The organism is Isoptericola sp. NPDC055063 (genome assembly GCF_053608125.1).
On record NZ_JBSGUW010000015.1, the window covers coordinates 53,254 to 72,035 of the forward strand.

At 75.2% G+C, this 18,782-nt stretch carries 14 protein-coding genes; 6 read left to right on the plus strand and 8 right to left on the minus strand.

Translation table 11 applies throughout. The features are described 5' to 3' along the window. Positions 1-33 precede the first annotated feature (33 nt). Positions 34-381, plus strand: coding sequence for a DUF4870 domain-containing protein (locus ACWF41_RS17775; protein ID WP_452182965.1), 348 nt, complete (start codon positions 34-36; stop codon positions 379-381). Positions 382-459: 78 nt separating this feature from the next. On the opposite strand, the gene hemW is transcribed toward ACWF41_RS17775, so the two are convergent. Then, positions 460-1,731 (minus strand): radical SAM family heme chaperone HemW, encoded by a 1,272-nt coding sequence (gene hemW / locus ACWF41_RS17780; protein ID WP_380316006.1) that lies wholly within the window; start codon positions 1,729-1,731, stop codon positions 460-462. Then, positions 1,731-3,605: a translation elongation factor 4 gene (gene lepA, locus ACWF41_RS17785; protein ID WP_380316002.1), complete on the minus strand. Its 1,875-nt coding sequence runs from the start codon at positions 3,603-3,605 to the stop codon at positions 1,731-1,733. Before lepA ends, hemW begins: the two co-directional genes overlap by 1 nt. A 125-nt stretch (positions 3,606-3,730) precedes the next feature. Here lepA and ACWF41_RS17790 point away from each other — a divergent pair, with 125 nt between their 5' ends. The 4 genes from ACWF41_RS17790 to rpsT all read left to right on the plus strand — a co-directional run bounded on the left by ACWF41_RS17790 (position 3,731) and on the right by rpsT (position 6,541). Further along, positions 3,731-4,549 carry a maleylpyruvate isomerase family mycothiol-dependent enzyme gene (locus ACWF41_RS17790; RefSeq protein WP_380315999.1) on the plus strand — a complete coding sequence of 273 codons (819 nt, stop codon included), beginning with the start codon at positions 3,731-3,733 and terminating at the stop codon, positions 4,547-4,549. 62 nt (positions 4,550-4,611) lie between these two features. After that, positions 4,612-5,454, plus strand: coding sequence for an alpha/beta fold hydrolase (locus ACWF41_RS17795; RefSeq protein ID WP_380315996.1), 843 nt, complete (start codon positions 4,612-4,614; stop codon positions 5,452-5,454). Positions 5,455-5,475: 21 nt separating this feature from the next. Then, the gene (locus ACWF41_RS17800) at positions 5,476-6,039 is read left to right on the plus strand and encodes a type II toxin-antitoxin system PemK/MazF family toxin (protein WP_380315993.1); all 564 of its coding nucleotides are present in this window, start codon (positions 5,476-5,478) and stop codon (positions 6,037-6,039) included. A 241-nt stretch (positions 6,040-6,280) separates the two neighbouring features. After that, positions 6,281-6,541: a 30S ribosomal protein S20 gene (rpsT, locus tag ACWF41_RS17805; protein ID WP_380315990.1), complete on the plus strand. Its 261-nt coding sequence runs from the start codon at positions 6,281-6,283 to the stop codon at positions 6,539-6,541. Positions 6,542-6,802: 261 nt separating this feature from the next. On the opposite strand, the gene holA is transcribed toward rpsT, so the two are convergent. From holA to aztD, 5 genes are all read right to left on the minus strand, one after another. Further along, a complete protein-coding gene (gene holA, locus ACWF41_RS17810) occupies positions 6,803-7,837 on the minus strand; it encodes a DNA polymerase III subunit delta (protein WP_380315987.1) in 1,035 nt (344 codons plus the stop codon). Positions 7,838-7,933: 96 nt separating this feature from the next. Further along, positions 7,934-10,702 (minus strand): ComEC/Rec2 family competence protein, encoded by a 2,769-nt coding sequence (locus ACWF41_RS17815; RefSeq protein WP_380315984.1) that lies wholly within the window; start codon positions 10,700-10,702, stop codon positions 7,934-7,936. Beyond that, positions 10,699-11,877, minus strand: coding sequence for a ComEA family DNA-binding protein (locus tag ACWF41_RS17820; RefSeq protein WP_380315981.1), 1,179 nt, complete (start codon positions 11,875-11,877; stop codon positions 10,699-10,701). Before ACWF41_RS17820 ends, ACWF41_RS17815 begins: the two co-directional genes overlap by 4 nt. Positions 11,878-11,959: 82 nt before the next feature. Then, on the minus strand, positions 11,960-12,838 hold the full coding sequence (locus ACWF41_RS17825; protein ID WP_380315978.1) for a DegV family protein: 879 nt from the start codon (positions 12,836-12,838) through the stop codon (positions 11,960-11,962). 69 nt (positions 12,839-12,907) lie between these two features. Further along, positions 12,908-14,242: a zinc metallochaperone AztD gene (gene aztD / locus ACWF41_RS17830; RefSeq protein WP_380315975.1), complete on the minus strand. Its 1,335-nt coding sequence runs from the start codon at positions 14,240-14,242 to the stop codon at positions 12,908-12,910. 190 nt (positions 14,243-14,432) lie between these two features. Between aztD and ACWF41_RS17835 the strand changes: the two genes are divergently transcribed. Then, positions 14,433-16,280, plus strand: coding sequence for a helicase HerA-like domain-containing protein (locus ACWF41_RS17835; RefSeq protein WP_380315972.1), 1,848 nt, complete (start codon positions 14,433-14,435; stop codon positions 16,278-16,280). A gap of 24 nt (positions 16,281-16,304) precedes the next feature. Here ACWF41_RS17835 and ACWF41_RS17840 read toward each other — a convergent pair whose 3' ends face one another. Beyond that, complete coding sequence (locus tag ACWF41_RS17840) at positions 16,305-18,782, minus strand: glycogen/starch/alpha-glucan phosphorylase (protein ID WP_380315969.1); 2,478 nt, start codon at positions 18,780-18,782, stop codon at positions 16,305-16,307.

Below are 18,782 nucleotides of genomic sequence, written 5' to 3' on the forward strand. Positions count from 1 at the left end.
GGTCACCCGCCGCACGGGTACGGGCCGCTGCCGTTGTCGCCGTCGGACGAGCGCACGTGGGCGTTGGTCGCCCACCTCGGACCGCCGGTGCTGTCCCTGCTGAGCTTCGGGTTCCTCGGGTTCCTCACGCCGCTGCTGGTCTGGCTGTTCCTGCGCGACCGCAGCCGGTACGTGGGCGACCAGGCGAAGGAGTCGCTGAACTTCCAGATCACGCTGCTGATCGGCTACGCGATCTCCGTGATCCTCTTCGTCATCATCGTCGGGTTCCTGCTCTGGGCCGCGGTGTGGGTGCTGTCCATCGTCTTCGGGATCCTCGCGGCCGTCGCCGTCAACCGGCACGAGGCGTACCGCTACCCCCTGAACATCCGCATCATCTCCTGACCCACCCGGGAGCGCTGTGAGCGGGCGTTGGGCCCTGTCTCGGTCCCGAGACAGGGCCCAACGCCCGCTCACAGCACGTCAGGGGGTGAGCTCGCGGACCACGGAGTCGGCGAGCAGGCGGCCCTGGCGCGTGAGCACGACGCGGCCGCGCACCGCGGCGACGCCGTCGAGCAGGCCGCGCGCCACGAGCCCCGCCACCGCCGCGCGGCGCGAGGGGTCCAGGGCGTCGACGTCGAGGCCCTCGCGCACCCGCACGCCGAGCAGCACGCGCTCGAGCTGCGCCTCGGCGGGCGTGAGCAGCTCCCGGCCGGCGCCCGGCGAGGAGCCCTCCTCGAGCAGCGCCGCGTAGCGCCGGGGGTGCTTGACGTTCCACCAGCGCACGCCGGCGTGCGCGCCGTCGCCCGCGCCGGGACCGCCCGCCCCCGCGACGTAGGAGTGCGCGCCGGGCCCGACGCCCCACCAGTCGTCGCCGCGCCAGTACGCCCGGTTGTGCCGGCAGGCGTGCTCGGGCCCGCGAGCCCAGTTGCTCACCTCGTACCAGCCGAGGCCGGCGGCGGTGAGGAGGTCGTCGGCGAGCTCGTACTTCGCTGCCTGGTCGTCCTCGTCGGGCAGAGCCAGCGCGCCGCGACGCACCTGGGCGTGCATCTTGGTGCCCGGCTCGACGACGAGGGCGTACGCCGACACGTGGTCGACGCCGGTGTCCAGCACGGCCTCCAGGGACGCCCGCCAGTCGTCGAGGGACTCCCCCGGCGTCCCGTAGATGAGGTCGAGGGAGACGTCGAGGCCGGCGTCGCGCGCCCAGGCCACGGCGTCGGGCACACGCCGCGGGTCGTGGGTGCGCTCCAGCGTGGCCAGCACGTGCGGCACCGCGGACTGCATCCCGAACGAGACCCGGGTGAACCCGGCGTCGGCGAGCACGCGCAGCGACTCGGGCGTCACCGAGTCCGGGTTGGCCTCGGTGGTCACCTCCGCGTCGTCGGCCAGCCCCCACGCGTCGTCGACGCCGCGCAGCACCCGCGCCAGGTCGGCGGCGGGCAGCATCGTGGGCGTGCCGCCGCCGAAGAACACGGTGGCCACGGGGCGGCCGCCCAGGCCCGCGTCGTCGAGCACCCGGGCGGCCAGCTCGACCTCGCGCAGCGCCGTCGTCGCGTACGCCGCCTGGTTCGCGCCGCCCCCCAGCTCCGACGCCGTGTAGGTGTTGAAGTCGCAGTACCCGCAGCGCACCGAGCAGAACGGCACGTGCACGTACACGCCGAACGGTCGGGCCGCCGCGCTCCCCTCGGCCGGCCGCACCCAGCCCGGCAGCGCGCCGTCCGCCGGGACGGGGACCCCGTCAGGCAGCGCGGGCACTACTTCTTCTTGTCCTTGGCGTCCTTGCCGCCACCGCCGTCGGAGGAGAGCGCGGCGATGAAGGCGTCCTTCGGGACCTCGACGGACCCGATGTTCTTCATGCGCTTCTTGCCCTCCTTCTGCTTCTCCAGCAGCTTGCGCTTGCGGCTGATGTCGCCGCCGTAGCACTTGGCGAGGACGTCCTTGCGCATCGCGCGCACCGTCTCGCGGGCGATCACGCGCGCGCCGACGGCGGCCTGGATCGGCACCTCGAACTGCTGGCGCGGGATGATCTCCTTGAGCTTCGCCGTCATCATGACGCCGTAGTCGTACGCCTTGTCCTTGTGCACGATGGCGCTGAACGCGTCCACCTGCTCGCCCTGCAGCAGGATGTCGACCTTGACGAGGTCGGCCGACTGGTCGCCCGAGGGCTCGTAGTCCAGCGACGCGTAGCCGCGGGTGCGGGACTTGAGGTGGTCGAAGAAGTCGAACACGATCTCCGCGAGCGGCAGCGTGAAGCGCAGCTCGACGCGGTCCTCCGACAGGTAGTCCATGCCGAGCATCTGGCCGCGGCGGTCGTTGCACAGCCCCATGACGGTGCCCACGAACTCGCTCGGCGCGAGGATGGTCGCGCGCACGACGGGCTCGCGGACCTCCTTGATCTTGCCGCCGGGGAACTCCGACGGGTTCGTGACCTTCACCTCGGTGCCGTCGTCGAGCGTGACGTCGTAGACCACGTTCGGCGCCGTGGAGATGAGGTCGAGGTCGAACTCGCGCTCGAGCCGCTCGCGCACGATCTCCAGGTGCAGCAGCCCCAGGAAGCCCACGCGGAAGCCGAAGCCCAGCGCCACCGACGTCTCCGGCTCGTAGTTGAGCGCGGCGTCGTTGAGCTTGAGCTTGTCGAGGGCGTCGCGCAGCGCCGGGTAGTCCGTGCCGTCCACCGGGTACAGGCCGGAGAACACCATCGGCTTCGGGTCGCTGTAGCCACCGAGCGCCTCGTCGGCCGGCTTGGCCATGTTGGTGACCGTGTCGCCGACCTTCGACTGGCGCACGTCCTTCACGCCCGTGATGAGGTAGCCGACCTCGCCGACACCGAGCCCCTTGGTGGGGATGGCCTCGGGCGAGATGACGCCGATCTCGAGCAGCTCGTGCGTGGCGCGCGTCGACATCATCGCGATGCGCTCGCGCGGGTTGAGGTTGCCGTCCACGACCCGCACGTAGGTGACGACGCCGCGGTAGGTGTCGTAGACCGAGTCGAAGATCATGGCGCGGGCCGGGGCGTCGGGGTCGCCGACCGGGGCCGGGATCCGCTCGACGATGCGGTCGAGCAGCGCCTCGACGCCGGCGCCGGTCTTGCCGGAGACCTTGAGCACGTCCTCGGGGTCCCCGCCGACGAGGTTCGCGAGTTCCTCGGCGTACTTCTCCGGCTGCGCGGCGGGCAGGTCGATCTTGTTGAGGACCGGGATGATCTCGAGGTCGTTCTCCATCGCCAGGTACAGGTTGGCGAGCGTCTGCGCCTCGATGCCCTGCGCCGCGTCGACCAGCAGGACGGCGCCCTCGCAGGCCGCGAGCGAGCGGGAGACCTCGTACGTGAAGTCGACGTGCCCGGGGGTGTCGATCATGTTGAGCGCGTGGGCCTGCTCGCCCAGCTGCCACGGCATGCGCACGGCCTGCGACTTGATGGTGATGCCGCGCTCGCGCTCGATGTCCATCCGGTCGAGGTACTGCGCCCGCATGGCCCGCGGCTCGACCACGCCGGTGAGCTGCAGCATGCGGTCGGCGAGCGTCGACTTGCCGTGGTCGATGTGCGCGATGATGCAGAAGTTGCGGATGAGCTCCGGCGCAGTGGCGTTCGGCTCGATGCGCGCGCTGAGCGCGGGTCCGGGGATGGGCAACGCGATCTCGCTCCGTCAGGGTCGCTGGGTGGGTGCCGTCGGTGGTGGCGAGGCCCGGCCATTGTCCCATGCCCGCCGCCGCCCGGACCTCCCGCGACGCTCGCCGCCCCGCTAGCCTCGGCGCCATGCGTGAGACCGCCGCTCCGACCCCCCGCCCCGAGGTCGACCCACGCACCGGACGGCGCACGGACGGCGGGCCCGAGCCCGACCGCCTCGCGCTCCTCGGCGGGCTGCAGAGCGAGTTCGCCGCGGCCGTGGTCGCCGTCGATCCGGACGCCCTCGTCCCGGCGTGCGGCGACTGGCGGGCGCGCGAGCTCGTCGTGCACCTTGCCGGCGTCCACCACTGGGCGGCCGGGATGGCCGTGGGCGACCCGTCCCGCTCGGAGGACCTGACCGCGCCGGACCTCGCGGGACCCGACGGAGGCGCCGCCGCGCTCGCCGCCCTGTACCGCCACCACGCGGCCGCGCTGCTCGCCGCGCTCGAGGACGCCGGGCCGGACGGCGCGGCGCTGACGCTCGTCGGGGACGGCCCGGCGTCGTTCTGGTGGCGACGGCAGGGCCACGAGACCCTCGTGCACCTGCACGACCTGCACGCCGCGCGCGCCGGCTCCGGGCCGGCCGCCCTGGGCGCGGTCGACGTCGAGCCCGGCGTGTGGGGCGACGCCGTGGACGAGGTCGTGACGATGGTCCAGCCCCGGCAGGTACGCCTGGGGCGGATGACCCCGCTCGCCGACGCCCTGCGCCTGGAGGCGAGCGACCTCGGCTGGTCGTGGACGGTGGGTGCGGGTTCTGCGGGTGCAGCACCCGACGCCGTCGTCCGCGCGCCGGCGCGCGGGCTCGCCCTGCTGCTGTGGGGGCGCCTGACCCTCGCGGAGGCGGGCGCCGTCGTCGAGGGCGATGCGGCCGCCGCGCGTCGCGTGCTGGACGCGCCGCTCGTCCCCTGACCTCGCGCCCGTCCAGGGGCGCGCGACCGATGAGTCCGCTGGGACCGCCCGGTCCACCCGCCATGACCCACGACACGACCGGCGACACGACCGCCGCGCCCACGTCCACACCCACGCCCGTGTCCACGACCACCGCCACGACGGCGGTCGGCGACGTCATCACCGGCGACGTGCGCGGCACCGGCCCCGCGGTGGTGTTCGTCGCCGGCGTCGGGCCGTTCCGCGCCGTCGACCCCGTCACCACCCGGACGGCGGAGCTCCTCGCCGACGCCGGCGTCGCGACCGTCGTCTTCGACCGCCTCGGCCGCGGCGACTCCCCCGCCTCCGGCCGCCTCGACCTGGACCGCGAGCTGGCCGCCGTCGCCGCGGCGATCGACCTCGCGGGCGGGCCGGCGGTGCTGTGCGGGCACTCGTCGGGCTGCGCGATCTCGCTGCGCGCGGTGGACCGGGGCCTGCCCGTGACCGGGCTGGCGCTGTGGGAAGCGCCCCTGGAGCTCGGCGCCGAGGAGACCCGCGCCTGGGCGGCGGAGATCGAGCGCCGCATGGACGCCGGCGACCTCGAGGGCGCCACCGAGCACTTCATGAGGGACATGCCTCCGGAGTGGCTGGCCGGGGCGAAGGCGTCGGCGGGCTGGCCCGCGATCGCAGCGTCCGTCGTTTCGCAGCGCGCCGACGCGCAGGCCCTCACCTGGGCCGCCCGTGCCCTCGCCGACGGCGGGCTGGCCCGGGTCGAGGTGCCGCTGCTCGCCCTCACGGGCGTCGACACGTTCCCCGGGATGCCCGAGGCGGCCGCCCGGCTGGCGGACGCCGTCCCGGACGGCACGGCCGAGACCCTGGCAGGCGCCGAGCACTCGTGGGACCCGGAGGCGATGGCGGCCCGCCTGGCGCGGTTCGTGCTCCGCTGAGGCGCCCGTAGGCTGTCGGCCGTGGCGAACCGATGGCTGACCCTGCTGGTGGACGTGCTGCGGTCGGCGACGCGACCGTCGTCGCGCGGCACCTCCCGCCCGACCACCACGACCCGGCCCCGCGGGCGGTCGTCGTCGCCCGGACGGACCCCGGCGGGGACCGGCGCCGGCTACCCCGGCGACTACACGGGCACCGTGAAGCCCGTGTACTCGCCGCGGCTCGACGGTGCACCGGACCCGGGCGAGGTCGTGTGGACCTGGGTGCCGTTCGAGGAGGACTCGGACAAGAGGGACCCGCGTGGCAAGGACCGCCCCGTCCTCCTGATCGGTCGGGACGGTCCCTGGCTCCTGGCGCTCCAGCTCACGAGCAAGGACCACGACCGGGATGCGGCGCAGGAGGCCCACTGGGGCCGCCTCTGGATGGACATCGGCACGGGAGCGTGGGACTCGCAGGGTCGGCCGAGCGAGGTCCGGCTCAACCGGATCATCCGCGTCGACCCCGCGAAGGTCCGCCGCGAGGGCGCGGTGCTCGACCGGAGGACGTTCGACGCCGTGGTCGCCGCGATGCACCAGGCGCGGCGCTGACCTGCGCACCAGCCCCGGACCGGTGCCCGGACCGGGCGCTGTTGCGGTGCGGTACGCCACAGCCGGCGGCGGTTCTGTGGGCGAGGGCGCCTCTGCTATCGTTGATGTTTGCGTGTCCGCCCAGGTCGGCGGGCACCGCCGCAGTTCCTCTCCACGGGTTCCCCACCCCAGTCCCGGAGCTGTGGCCGCCCTCTACGACCTATCCGCTCGCCGGCAGGCGAACACACCAGGAAGTCCACACGTGGCAAACATCAAGTCCCAGATCAAGCGCATCAAGACGAACGAGAAGGCGCGCCTGCGCAACAAGGCCGTCAAGTCTGAGCTGAAGACGTACGTGCGCAAGGTGCGCGAGGCCGTCGCCGCCGGCGACAAGGAGGCCGCGACCACCGCGCTGACCGCTGCGTCGCGCAAGCTCGACAAGGCTGTCTCGAAGGGCGTCATCCACGCCAACCAGGCCGCGAACCGCAAGTCGGCCATCGCGAAGTCGGTCGAGGCTCTCTGAGTCGTCGCGCTCCGTCCGCCTGACGGCGGGCAGGCAAGACTTCGAAGGGCGTCGCACCTCAGGGTGCGGCGCCCTTCGCGCGTCCCCGGGGCCACACCGCACCTCGTTCAAGCTCGGCGACGTCGTCCGAGATCTGCCGAGGTAGTCCGAACCTTGCCGAGGTAGTCCGAACCTTGTCGAGGTAGTCCGAACCTTGTCGAGGTAGTCGACTACCTCGGCGGGATCCGGACTACCTCGCGGGCTCGGCCACGACGACCGACGTCAACCACGGCGGGACCGGGCGATGGTCAGCACGGCCTTCTCGACGGCGTAGACGGGGTCGCGCCCGCCGCCCTTGACGTCGGCGTCCGCCTGCGCGACGGCGCCGATGGCGATGGCGAGCCCCTCGGGCGTCCAGCGCGACAGGTCGCGCTGCGCGTTGCGCACCTGCCAGTCCTGCAGACCGAGCTCGCGCGCGGTGACGGCGCCGCCGCGGATCGCCGCAACGCGGGCCAGCGTGCGCAGCCGCAGGGCGAGGGCGGCGACGATCGGGACCGGGTCCGCGCCGGTGGCCAGGGCGTGCCGCAGGAGCGCGACGGCCCCCCCGGCGTCGCCCGCGACCGCGGCGTCCGCCACCTTGAAGCCCGTGGCCTCGACGCGCCCGCCGTAGTACCGGTCCACGACGGCCTCGCTGATCGTGCCCGCCGTGTCCGCCACGAGCTGGGAGCAGGCGGACGCGAGCTCCCGCAGGTCCGTGCTGAGGGCGTCGACGAGCGCGCGGACGGCCGCGGCGTCGGCCCGGCGGCGCGCCGCCCGGAACTCGGCCGTGACGAACTGGACCTTGTCGGCGTCCTTCGTGATCGGGTCGCACTCGAGCACCGGGGCCCCGCTGGCGACGATCGCGTCGAGCATCTTCTTGCCGCGCTGCCCGCCGCCGTGCACGACCACGACCACCGTCTCCGGGTCGGGGGCCGCGACGTACGCGACGACGTCCGCCACCAGGTCCTCGGTGGCCGCCTCCGCGCCCCGCACGACGACCACGCTGGGCTCGCCGAAGAGCGACGGGCTGGCCGCGACCGCGAGCTGGCCGGCCGCGTACGCGCCGCCCTCGAGCTCGGCCTTCTCGGTGGCCGCGTCGCGCTCGCGTGCCAGGCCGACGATGCCGTCCACCGCGCGCTCGGCGAGCAGACCCTCCGGGCCGCGCACCAGCAGCACGGGCGCCAGCGTCGGGTCGTCCCAGGGGCGGCTGTTCGCCGCCGCGGACCGGCTGCCTCGGCGGGGGGAACGGGACTGGCGGGAGGCGGGGGCGGCGGGCACGCCCCCAGCCTGCCACGAACGACCGACGCGCCCGGCCTCCCGCACAGCCCCGCACTCCCCGCCCGCACGCCTCCCCGTACAGACCGCCCGCGCTCCCTACCCGCAGGCCAGGCCGATCTCCTCGCCCTGCGGCACCAGGGCGGCGGTGCCGCACTCGTCGGTGCGGACGAGGGCGGACCCGACCGACGCGTACAGCTCCAGCGCGTCGTCGGTGGGGTGCCCGTAGGTGTTGCCCGCGCCCACGCTGACCAGCGTCACCCGCGGAGACAGGTGCCGGGCCAGGGCCGCCGACTGGGACCGTGAGCCGTGGTGGGCCATCTTGACGACGTCCACGTCCGCCGCCCGCCCGAACGCCACGAGGTCGGCGGCCAGGGCGTCCTGTCCGGGCCCCTCCAGGTCACCGAGGGCGACCAGGTCCAGCCCGCCCGACGTCCACAGCTCGAGCGCGACGCTCCCCTCGTTCGCTCCGCCGGCCTCGTCGCCCGACCCACCAGAGCCGCCGTCCGACCCGCCACCAGCCCCGTCCCCACCGCCCGCGTCGCCCGCGGCGGCGAGCACCTGCCACGCGACCGAGCCCGCCGTCCCGGAGTCGCCCCGCGCGGCGTCGCGCACGGGCACGCCCGCCTCTGCGAGCTGCGCCCGCACCGCCGCGGCCTGCGCGGCGGGGTCGTCGAGCGGCGAGACCAGCGCGGACGTCACCGTCCGGCCCCGCAGGACGGGGGCCAGCCCGCCCACGTGGTCGGCGTGGAAGTGGGTCAGCACGAGCAGGTCGATCCGCGTGACGCCGAGCCGGTCCAGGCAGGTCCCCGCGTCGCTCGAGTCCGGACCCACGTCGACGACCACCGCCGATGCCGGCCCGGTGCGCACCACGAGCGAGTCCCCCTGCCCGACGTCGCACGCGGTGACCTGCCAGTCCGGCGGCGCCCGGTGCCCCGCCGCCACGAGCCGCGGGACCGCGAGCACCAACGCGGCGACGAGGGCGGCCCCCGCCAGGCCGGCGAGGCCGGCGACGGCCGCGGTCCGTCGGCGGCCGTGCCGCGCGGCCGCCCGCCGGACTCGCCGTCGCACCTGCCGGACCGCGCGGGGCCCGGCATCGCGCCACTCCCGTCGCCAGCCCTCCCCCGGCGGGCGGCGGAGCACGAGGAGCAGCCCGGCGGCCGTCAGGAGCGCGAGGGCAGCGGCGCCCAGGAGCCCGCCGGACCACGGCAGCCGGGCGCCGGGCACCGCCGCGAACGCCTGGGCGACAGCCGCGATCCACGCCGTCGCGCCGCCCGCGAGCCATGCCACGGGGAACGCCAGCCCCGGAGCCCGCGGCGCGAGCAGCGTGGCCACGAGCCCGAGCACGGTGGCGGGCACCAGCGCGGGCGTCGCCAGCAGGTTGGCCGGCACCGACATGAGGGGCACGTGCGGGTCGAGGAGGAGCAGGACGGGCCCGCATGCCGCCTGCGCCGCCCAGGGCACCGCGAGCGCGAACGCCAGGGGGCGGCCCGTCCACGGCGCGAGCCGCCGCGCCAGCGGCGCGGCCAGCAGCACGAGCCCGGCGGTGGCCGCGCACGACAGGACGAACCCGTAGGACCGGGACAGCCACGGGTCCACGACGAGCAGCGCCGTCGCCGCGGCCGCCAGCGCAGGTGCGCCCGACGACGGTCGTCCGAGCGCGAGCCCGAGCAACGCCGCCGCGCACGTCCACGCCGCCCGCAGCACGCTGGGCTCCGGCCGCACGAGCAGCACGAACGCGGTGGCCGCGAGCACCACCAGGGCCACCCGCACGCCACGCGGCGCCCGCACCAGCGCGCACAGTGCGGTCAACGTCGCGACGACGACCGCGAAGTGCCCGCCCGAGACGGCCGTGATGTGGGTGAGGCTCGTGGCGCGCATCGCCTGGTCGACGTCGTCCGGCAGGCGGCTCGTGTCGCCGACCGCGACGCCGGGCACCAGGCCGCGCGCCTGGGGGGACAGTGGCGCTGTGACGTCGAGCAGCGATGCCCGCAGCGTGTGGGTCGCGCGGAGCACGGCGGACGGCGGCGCGCGCTCGGCGACAGGCCTGGCGGCGGTGAGCCGAGCCAACGGCCCGTCGCCGCCGGCCACCGGGCGCAGCACCCCCGTCACCACCACAGTGGACCCGAATCGCGGGGCAGGGCCGTCCGCGGTGACCTCCACGAGCCCCGCGGCGCTGGACGCCGTGCCCCGGCCGGCCGCCTCGTGGACGGAGACCACCCACCGATACCCGGTGCCGAACACCGCGGGCCGGGCCTCGGACGCGACCCGGCCGACCAGCTCGGTGCGAGCGCCCTGCGCGGCCAGCTCGCGCAACGGGGCCTGGCGGGCCGTCTGCGCGTGGGTGCCGAGCCCCACGGCGGCGATGCACACCAGCACCAGGACGGCCTGCGCTCCGCCCCACCGGCCGACACCCGTCCTGGCCCGCCCCGCTGTCCTCCATCCGGCCTCCCTCCGTTCGGCCCCGGCCCCCGCGCCGGGCGGGGCGGGCACGCCGGCCGGCGCTGCAGCGGCCACAGCGGCACGCACCATGGCAAGCACCGCGACGAGGCTCGCCGCGAGTACGGCAGCGAGCACGACCCCGCGCGCCCACCCCGTGGCGGGGCCCGTGAGCGCCCAGGCCGCCGCCCAGGTGGCCAGGGCGGCGGGAACCAGGCGCAGGTCCACCCGCCGGGCCGGCGCACCCGCACGGGGGACCTCGGCCCCGCCGGCCGGCACGACGTCCCCCTCCCGCATCTCGCCCCCCACCTGAGCGCCGTCCCCGCCCGCGGCGACCTCCCCCGCGCCGGCCGCGACGACGCCGCCCGCGCGGATCACACCGCCCGGCGCGGGGCCGCCGACGGGCACCACCGGTCGGACCACGGTCACAGCCGGACCAGGTCGCGGACCTGCCCCAGCACCGACGGGCCGATGCCCGACACCTCGTCCAGCTCGTCGACGCTCGTGAACGGTCCGTGCTGGTCGCGCCACTGGATGATCCGCCCGGCGAGCGCGGGCCCGATGCCGGGAAGCTCCTCGAGCTCCGCGGCACCGGTGGAGTTGAGCGGCACGAGCCCGCCGGCGGCCGCACCCGTGCCGGCGCCGGTGTCCGCCCCCGTGCCGTCGTCGGCGCCACCCACCGCGGGCCCCTCGCCCGGGCGAGGCACCCGGATCTGCTCGCCGTCGACGACCGCGCGGGCGAGGTTGAGCGCGGCGGTGTCCGCACGCTTCGTGGTCCCTCCGGCGGCGGCCACCGCGTCCGCCACGCGGGCCCCGACCGGCACGGTCACGAGGCCGGGCTCGCGCACCTCGCCCACGACGTGCACGACGACCGTCCCCGGGGCCGCCCCGTCGCCCGCGACGCCGTCGGCTCCCGGCGCCGGCGCACTCGACCCTGCGGGGCCTGCGGACGACGGCGGGCTCGAGGCCGGGGCAGAACCCGCCGGTCCCTCTGCTGCCACCCCGGAGGCCGTCGGGTCGTCGGCCCCCACGAGGGTGATCACGTCGTCCGGGCGCAGCGTCGCCACCACCGCGACGACGACGGCGACGAGGAGCACCGCCACCGACGCCACCACGGCGGCACGCAGGCCCAGGGACCAACGTCTCCGGCTGCGGCCAGGCCCGGCGCGGTCGGAGTCGTCGGCATGGTCGGCACGGTCGGCAAGGTCGGCATCGTCGAGCTGCACGTGTCCGTGCGCGGCGGCGTACGCGGCGGCCACGTGCCGCGCCGACCGGCGGGCGCGCAGCCGCGTGGCAAGCTCGTCGTCCTCGTCGGGCCCGGACGGTGGCGGGACGTCCCGACCCGGCACGGGGTCCCCGTCGACGGCGTCCCGCCCCTCACCGGCGCCGGCCGCGGCCGCCCCTCGGACCGCGTGCCAGGCGGCCAGCCGCGCCGCCGCCTCGTCCAGGGCCGACGGCTCCCCGCCGAGAGCTTCGCGGCGCAGGCCCTCGTCGGGCACGTCGCCGCCGGAGAGGTCGCCGTCGGGCAGATCACCATCGCTGTCGTGCGGGCCGAGGGGCGCGGCGCCGGTGCCCGCGGGGTGGTACGGAAGAGTCGAGGTCACGCGGTGACGCTAGGTCCGCGCCGCTTCCCGTCGACCGGTCGGCAGCACACCTGTGGACGACGCCGAGCTGGGGGCAGGCTCCTCAGCCCGCGAGGCCGCCGCCGTGACCTGAAAGCTCGGTGACGACGACGGCGAGCGCCCCGGGTCCGGCGTGCGCGCCGAGCACCGCGCTCACGGGTGTGACGACCGGCTCCGCGCCGCAGCCGTCCCGGAGCCGCGCGGCGAGCTCGGCGGCCCGGTCCGGCACGCCCAGGTGGTGCACGGCGACGCCGGGCTCCTCGCACGTCTCCGCGCGGCGCAGCGCCAGCTCGACCAGCCGGTCCGTCGCGGCCCGGCGCGTCCGCACCCGCTGGGCCATCTCCAGGCGCCCGTCGCGGACGGCGAGGATGGGCCGCACCCCGAGCGCCGTGCCGAGCGCCGCCGCGGGCGCGGACAGGCGGCCTCCGCGGCGCAGGTGGTCGAGGGAGTCGACGAGGAAGATCGTGGTGCTCGACGCCGCCACCTGGCGCGCCCGGGCAGCGACGGTCGCGGCGTCGTGGCCGGCGGCGGCGCACCGCGCGGCCTCCCGGGCGGCGAACCCGAGCGCCATCGCCACCGTGCGGGAGTCGATCGCCTGCACCGGGATCATGCTGCGCTGCCCGGCGCTCGCCGCCACCCGGACCGTGCCGGACAGGTCCCCCGACAGGTGCACCCCCACCACGGCCCGCGCGCCGTCGGCGGCCAGGTCCCGGTACACGGCGGCGAACTCCGCCGGCGCCGGCTGCGACGTGCTCAGGCGCTCGCCCGCGGCGATCCGTGCGGCGACCTCCTCGGGCGTGATGTCGACGCCCTCGCGCCACGACTCCTCCCCCGCCACCACCCGGAGCGGGACGACGACGGGAGTGTCGGCGCCGACCACGCCCGCGGGCAGGCAGGCGGTCGAGTCGGTGACGACGCGGACGGCGGGCGGGTCGGTGAGCATCGGCGGGGAGTCTACCGACGCCGCCCGGGCGCGCCGGGGAGCACCCGGACGCCCGGGGGCGACGGAGGGTCAGTCCCGGTCGTGCGCGTCGTGCGCGTCGTGCGCGTCGTGCGCGTCGTCGTCGTGGCCCGGCTCCTCTGCCGCGCCCGGCACGCCGGAGATCTCGTTCGGCACGACGTCCAGCGTGGTGGACTTCCACACCGAGCGGGTCTCGACGTCGACGGCGTGCACGGACCGCGTGGCGGGGTCGGTCACGTAGACCGAGCCGTCGAGGGCGAGCACGGCGGGCCGCGGCTCCTGCCACTCGGCGGGCTCCTCCCAGGCGTCGATGACCGGGATGGACGCCTCCAGCTCGCCGCTGTCCGGGTCGATGACGTGCAGCGCGCCGTCCGTGCCGAGCACCAGCGCCTCGCCCTCGTCGCCGCGCGCGAGCGAGCGGAACGTGTAGCTGGCGGGCAGGTCGACCAGCGACAGCGCCGCCGTGCGCGTGTCGACCAGGGACACCCGCGTGGGCCGCTCGAGCTCCGCGTCCGGGTCCACCTTGTAGTCGCCGAGCACGACCGGGGAGGCCGCGGAACCGGCCTGATTGCCGATGCGGCCGTAGGCGTCGGGGGCGTCGACCTTGGTCAGCTCGCCGCCCGCCCAGACGAGGACGCCGTCCTCGCAGCCGAGCACGACGGCCTCGTCGGCCGCGACCGCCTCCCCGTGGACGCCCGGGCACGCGTCGCTCGCCGCCACCTCGTGGTCGTCGGCGTCCAGCACCCGCACGCCGGAGCGCGACTCCTCGGTGCCCTCCGTGACGACCAGCGTGTCGTCGGCGAGCGCCACGGCCACGCCGTGGTGGGCGGACGGCGTGGTGAGCTCGCGCACCGGCGCCTCCCCCTCGGCGACGTGCGCGGCGTCCAGCACGGTCACCTGGCCGGTCCCGTCGTCGAACAGGGCCGTGCGGCCGTCGTGCACGACGACGTGCCCCGGCTCCTGGGCGCCGTAGATGACGTCGGTGAGGCGCGGCTCGGCGCGCCAGTAGTGGTGGTGGTCGCCGTGCGCCTCGCCCCAGGCGCCGAGGTCGAGGGCGCGGAATCCGCCGGTGGTCGAGGCGAGCAGATGACGCCCGTCACCGGCGGGGTTGAGCCGGGTGAAGCCGTCGAGCGGCAGGTCGGCGACCTGCTCCAGCGTCTGCGCGTCGAGGACGACGACTCCGCCCTCGTACGTGAGCGCGAGGCGCGGCGTGGGCGCGGGTGCCTCGGTCGCGGACGCCTGCGCCGGCGTCGTCTCCGGGGATCCGGCGGGGTCGGCGGCCGGGTCGGCGGAGGCGCAGCCGGCGAGCACCGCAGGGACGGACAGGGCGAGCCCGAGCGCCGGCAGGCGGCGGGCACGCAGGCGGTGACGGGTAGGCGAAGGCATAGGTGTCTCCAGGGTCGGGCGGTCGAGGACGCAACTGAGAACGCTTCTCAAGTGCGCGATCAGTGAAGCAGATGTGAGAATCGTTCTCAACTCCCGGACGCCCTCGCGCTCGACGCACCCGCCTCGGCGCCCTGCCCGGAGAGGCCCGCTCGTCGCGCAGGCCGCCCCGCCGCGCGCTAGCGTGCGGCGCATGGCCGAGGGGACACCGCGCACCGACGACGCCGGGCTCGCCGCGCTGCGGGCAGCCGCGGCCCAGGCCGCGGCGGAGGCAGCCGAGGCCAGGGCCGCCGCCGCGCAGGCTGCCCTCGAGGCGGCGGAGGCCGCGAGCCGGACGACGGCGCCGGCACCCGCCGCGGAGCCCACGCCCACCGCCGCGACCACGCGCGCAGCCACACCTTCGCCGGCCACGGCCACACCGGCGACGCCCGACAGCGAGGCCGCGGCACCGGCGTCGTACGCGGACGAGGTGCGCGCCGGCTACGCGTCCGACGGCCCCACCCTGCCGCTGGGCGCTCTCCTCTCTGGCCCGCTCGGCGGCGACCCCACCCCCGACCCCACGGTCCAGGTGGGTTTCCCCCTCGCGACGCTCAACCGGCACGGCCTGGTCGCGGGCGCGACGGGCACCGGCAAGACGAAGACGCTGCAGGGCATGGCCGAGGGCCTGTCGGCCCAGGGCGTCCCGGTGTTCCTCGCCGACGTCAAGGGCGACCTGTCGGGCCTGGCCGTCGCCGGCCCGGACGACCCGAAGGTCGCGGCGCGGGCCGCGAGCGTCGGGCAGGAGTGGTCCCCGACGTCGTACCCGGTCGAGTTCTACTCGCTCGGCGGCCTGGGCACGGGCGTCCCGATCCGCACGACCGTCACCGACTTCGGGCCGCTGCTGCTGAGCAAGGTGCTCGGGCTCAACGCCACGCAGTCCTCCAGCCTCGAGCTGATCTTCCACTGGGCCGACGCGCAGCAGCTGGCGCTGCTCGACCTCAAGGACCTGCAGTCGACGATCGCGTACCTCACCTCCGACGAGGGCAAGGCGCAGCTCAAGGGCATCGGCGGCGTGTCCGCGGCGACGGCGGGCGTCATCCTGCGCGAGATCGTGGGGCTGCAGGCGCAGGGCGGCGACGTGTTCTTCGGCGAGCCCGCGTTCGAGACGTCCGACCTGCTGCGCACCGCCCCGGACGGGCGCGGGCTGATCTCCGCGCTCGAGCTGCCGGGGGTGCAGGACCGACCCGCGCTGTTCTCCACGTTCCTCATGTGGCTGCTGGCCGAGCTGTTCCAGGAGCTCCCGGAGGTGGGCGACCCCGACAAGCCCCGGCTCGTGTTCTTCTTCGACGAGGCGCACCTGCTGTTCACGGGGGCGTCGAAGGAGTTCCTGCAGCAGGTGGTCCAGACGGTGCGCCTGATCCGCAGCAAGGGCGTGGGCGTCTTCTTCGTGACCCAGTCCCCCAAGGACGTGCCCGCCGACGTGCTGGCCCAGCTCGGCAACCGCGTGCAGCACGCGCTGCGCGCCTTCACCCCCGACGACGCCACGGCGCTGCGGGCGGCCGCGCGCACCTTTCCGACGTCGCCCTACGACCTCGAGCGCCTGCTGCAGTCGCTGGGCACGGGCGAGGCCGTCGTCACCCTGCTGGACGAGAAGGGCGCGCCGACCCCCGTCGCGTGGACGCGGGTGCGTGCCCCGCAGGCCTCGATGGACCCCGCGCCGCAGCAGGTGCTGGACGCGGCGGTCGCCGCGTCGCCCGGGCAGGCGCGCTACGGCGCCGCCGTCGACCGGGAGTCCGCCTACGAACTGCTCCAGGCGCGCGCCGCGCAGGACGCCGCCACCCGGGAGGCGGCCGAGCGCGCCGCCGAGCTGGAGAAGGAGGCGGCGCAGGCGCGCAAGCAGGCGGACGCCGACGCCCGCAGGGCGCAGAAGACCTCGCGGCCGTCCGGCTCGACGTCGCGCAGCGGCTCGCGGAACCCGATGGACGCCATCCTCACGACCGTCGGCACCACGCTGGCGCGCGAGATCACCCGCAGCGTCTTCGGCACGCGCCGCCGGCGCTGAGACGACCCCGGGCCCCGACCCCCGTCAGCCGGCCGTGAGCGGCGCCGCGTGCCAGATGCGGTCGAGGTAGTCGCGCATCGAGCGGTCGGAGGAGAAGAAGCCCGAGCGTGCCACGTTGAGCACGGCCGACCGGCTCCACGCGTCCGGGTCGGCGTACGCGCGCTCCACCCGCTCCTGGGCGTCGAGGTACGCCTGGTAGTCCGCGAGCACCATGAACCGGTCCTCGCTGAGCAGGTTGGACACGATCGGCTCGAAGACGGACGCGTCGCCCCCGGAGAACGTGCCGCGCGCGACCAGGTCCAGCGCGCGGCGCAGCGACGGGTTCTCCTCGTAGTACGTCGAGGGCCGGTACCCCGCCTCGGCGATGGCGCTCGCCTCGGGCTCCGTGAGCCCGAAGAGGAAGAAGTTGTCGTCGCCCACGAGCTGGCGGATCTCGACGTTCGCGCCGTCGTCCGTGCCGATGGTCAGCGCGCCGTTGAGCGCGAACTTCATGTTGCCGGTGCCGGACGCCTCCTTGCCGGCCAGCGAGATCTGCTCGGACAGGTCGGCGGCCGGGATCAGCGTCTCCGCGACGGTCACGTTGTAGTTGGCGGGGAACGCGACGCGCAGCACGCGCGAGATGTCCGGGTGGGCGTTGACGACGGCGCCGACGTGGTTGATCAGCGCGATGATCTCCTTCGCCATCACGTAGCCCGGCGCCGCCTTCGCGCCGAAGACGACGGTGCGGGGCGTGACGTCGCCGATCTCCAGCTCGCCGGAGGTCATGCGGTCGTACAGCGTCACGACGTGCAGCAGCTTGAGGAGCTGGCGCTTGTACTCGTGCAGGCGCTTGACCATGACGTCGAGCATCGTGGCCGGGTCGATGGCGATGCCGTCCCGGGCGGCCAGCAGCGACACCAGGCGGTCCTTGTTCGCGGCCTTGACCTCGCGGAACCGGCGACGGAACTCGGCGTCGTCGGCGAGCGGCTCGAGCTCGCGCAGCCGGTCGAGGTCGGTGACCCACCCGTCGCCGATCGCCTCGGTGATCAGGCCCGACAGCCCCGGGTTGGCGAGCTTGACGAAGCGTCGCGGCGTGACGCCGTTGGTGACGTTCGTGAACTTCTCCGGCCAGAAGGCGGCGAAGTCGGCGAGCACCTTGTCGCGCAGCAGCTGCGAGTGCAGCTCGGCCACGCCGTTGACCTTCGAGCCGCCCACGGTCGCGAGGTAGGCCATCCGGACCGACCGCTCGGGGTGCTCCGCGATGATCGACATGCGCCGCACCAGCAGCTCGTCCCCGCACGAGCGCTCGCGCACCTGCGCCAGGAACTCGTCGTTGATGCGGTAGATGATCTCCAGGTGGCGCGGCAGGAGGCGCCCGACCAGCTCGACCGGCCAGACCTCCAGCGCCTCCGGCAGCAGCGTGTGGCACGTGTACGCGAAGCAGCGCTGGGTGACCTGCCACGCGTCGTCCCACTCGAAGCCGCGCTCGTCCACGAGGATGCGCATGAGTTCGGGGATCGCGATGACCGGGTGGGTGTCGTTGAGCTGGAAGACGATGCGGTCGGGCAGGTCGTGCAGGTCGAACCCCGGCGTCAGCAGCTGGTCCAGGAAGTCGCGGATCGAGCACGCCACGAAGAAGTACTGCTGCTGGAGCCGCAGCTCCTTGCCCTGCGGGGTGGAGTCCTCCGGATAGAGCACCTTGGAGATGTTCTCCGCGAACGTCTGCGCCCTGACGGCCTCGGCGTAGTCGCCGTAGTTGAAGATCTTGAGGTCGAAGGCGTGGGTGGCCCGCGCGCTCCACAGCCGCAGCGTGTTGACCCGGCCGTTGCGGTAGCCCGGCACCATGTAGTTGTACGGGACGCCGAGCACCTGCCAGCCGGGCACCCAGCGCGAGCGCTCGCGGCCGTCGTCGTCCGTGTACTTCTCCGTGTGCCCGCCGAACCCGACGGTCACCTCGTGCTCGGGGTGCGCGAACTCCCACGGCGCCCCGTTGTCCAGCCAGGTGTCCGGCTCCTCGACCTGCCGGCCCGCCTCGAACCTCTGCCGGAAGATGCCGTACTCGTACCGGATGCCGTACCCGATCGCCGGCACGCTCATCGTCGCCAGCGAGTCGACGAAGCAGGCCGCGAGCCGCCCCAGCCCGCCGTTGCCCAGCCCGGGCTCGACCTCGACGGCCCGCAGCTCGCCGAGGTCGATCCCGAGGCTGGCCAGCGCCTCGGCCGCGACCTCCTCGAGGCCCGTCGCGATGAGCGCGTTGTCGAGCTGGCGGCCCAGCAGGTACTCCGCCGACAGGTACGCCACCGCCTTGGCCTGCGTGCGGTACTGGCTCACGGTCGTCTGCATCCACCGGGACATGAGGTAGGTCCGCACGGTGCGCGCGAGCGCGAGGTACCGGTCGTTGGCCGTGGCCCGCTCCAGGATCGTGCCCTGGGTGAAGTTGAGCTCGTGCAGGTACTCGCGCACGAAACCCTCGACGGTCGGCTCCGGGCTGGTGATCAGAGGCGTGGTCTCGGTCTCGGTCAC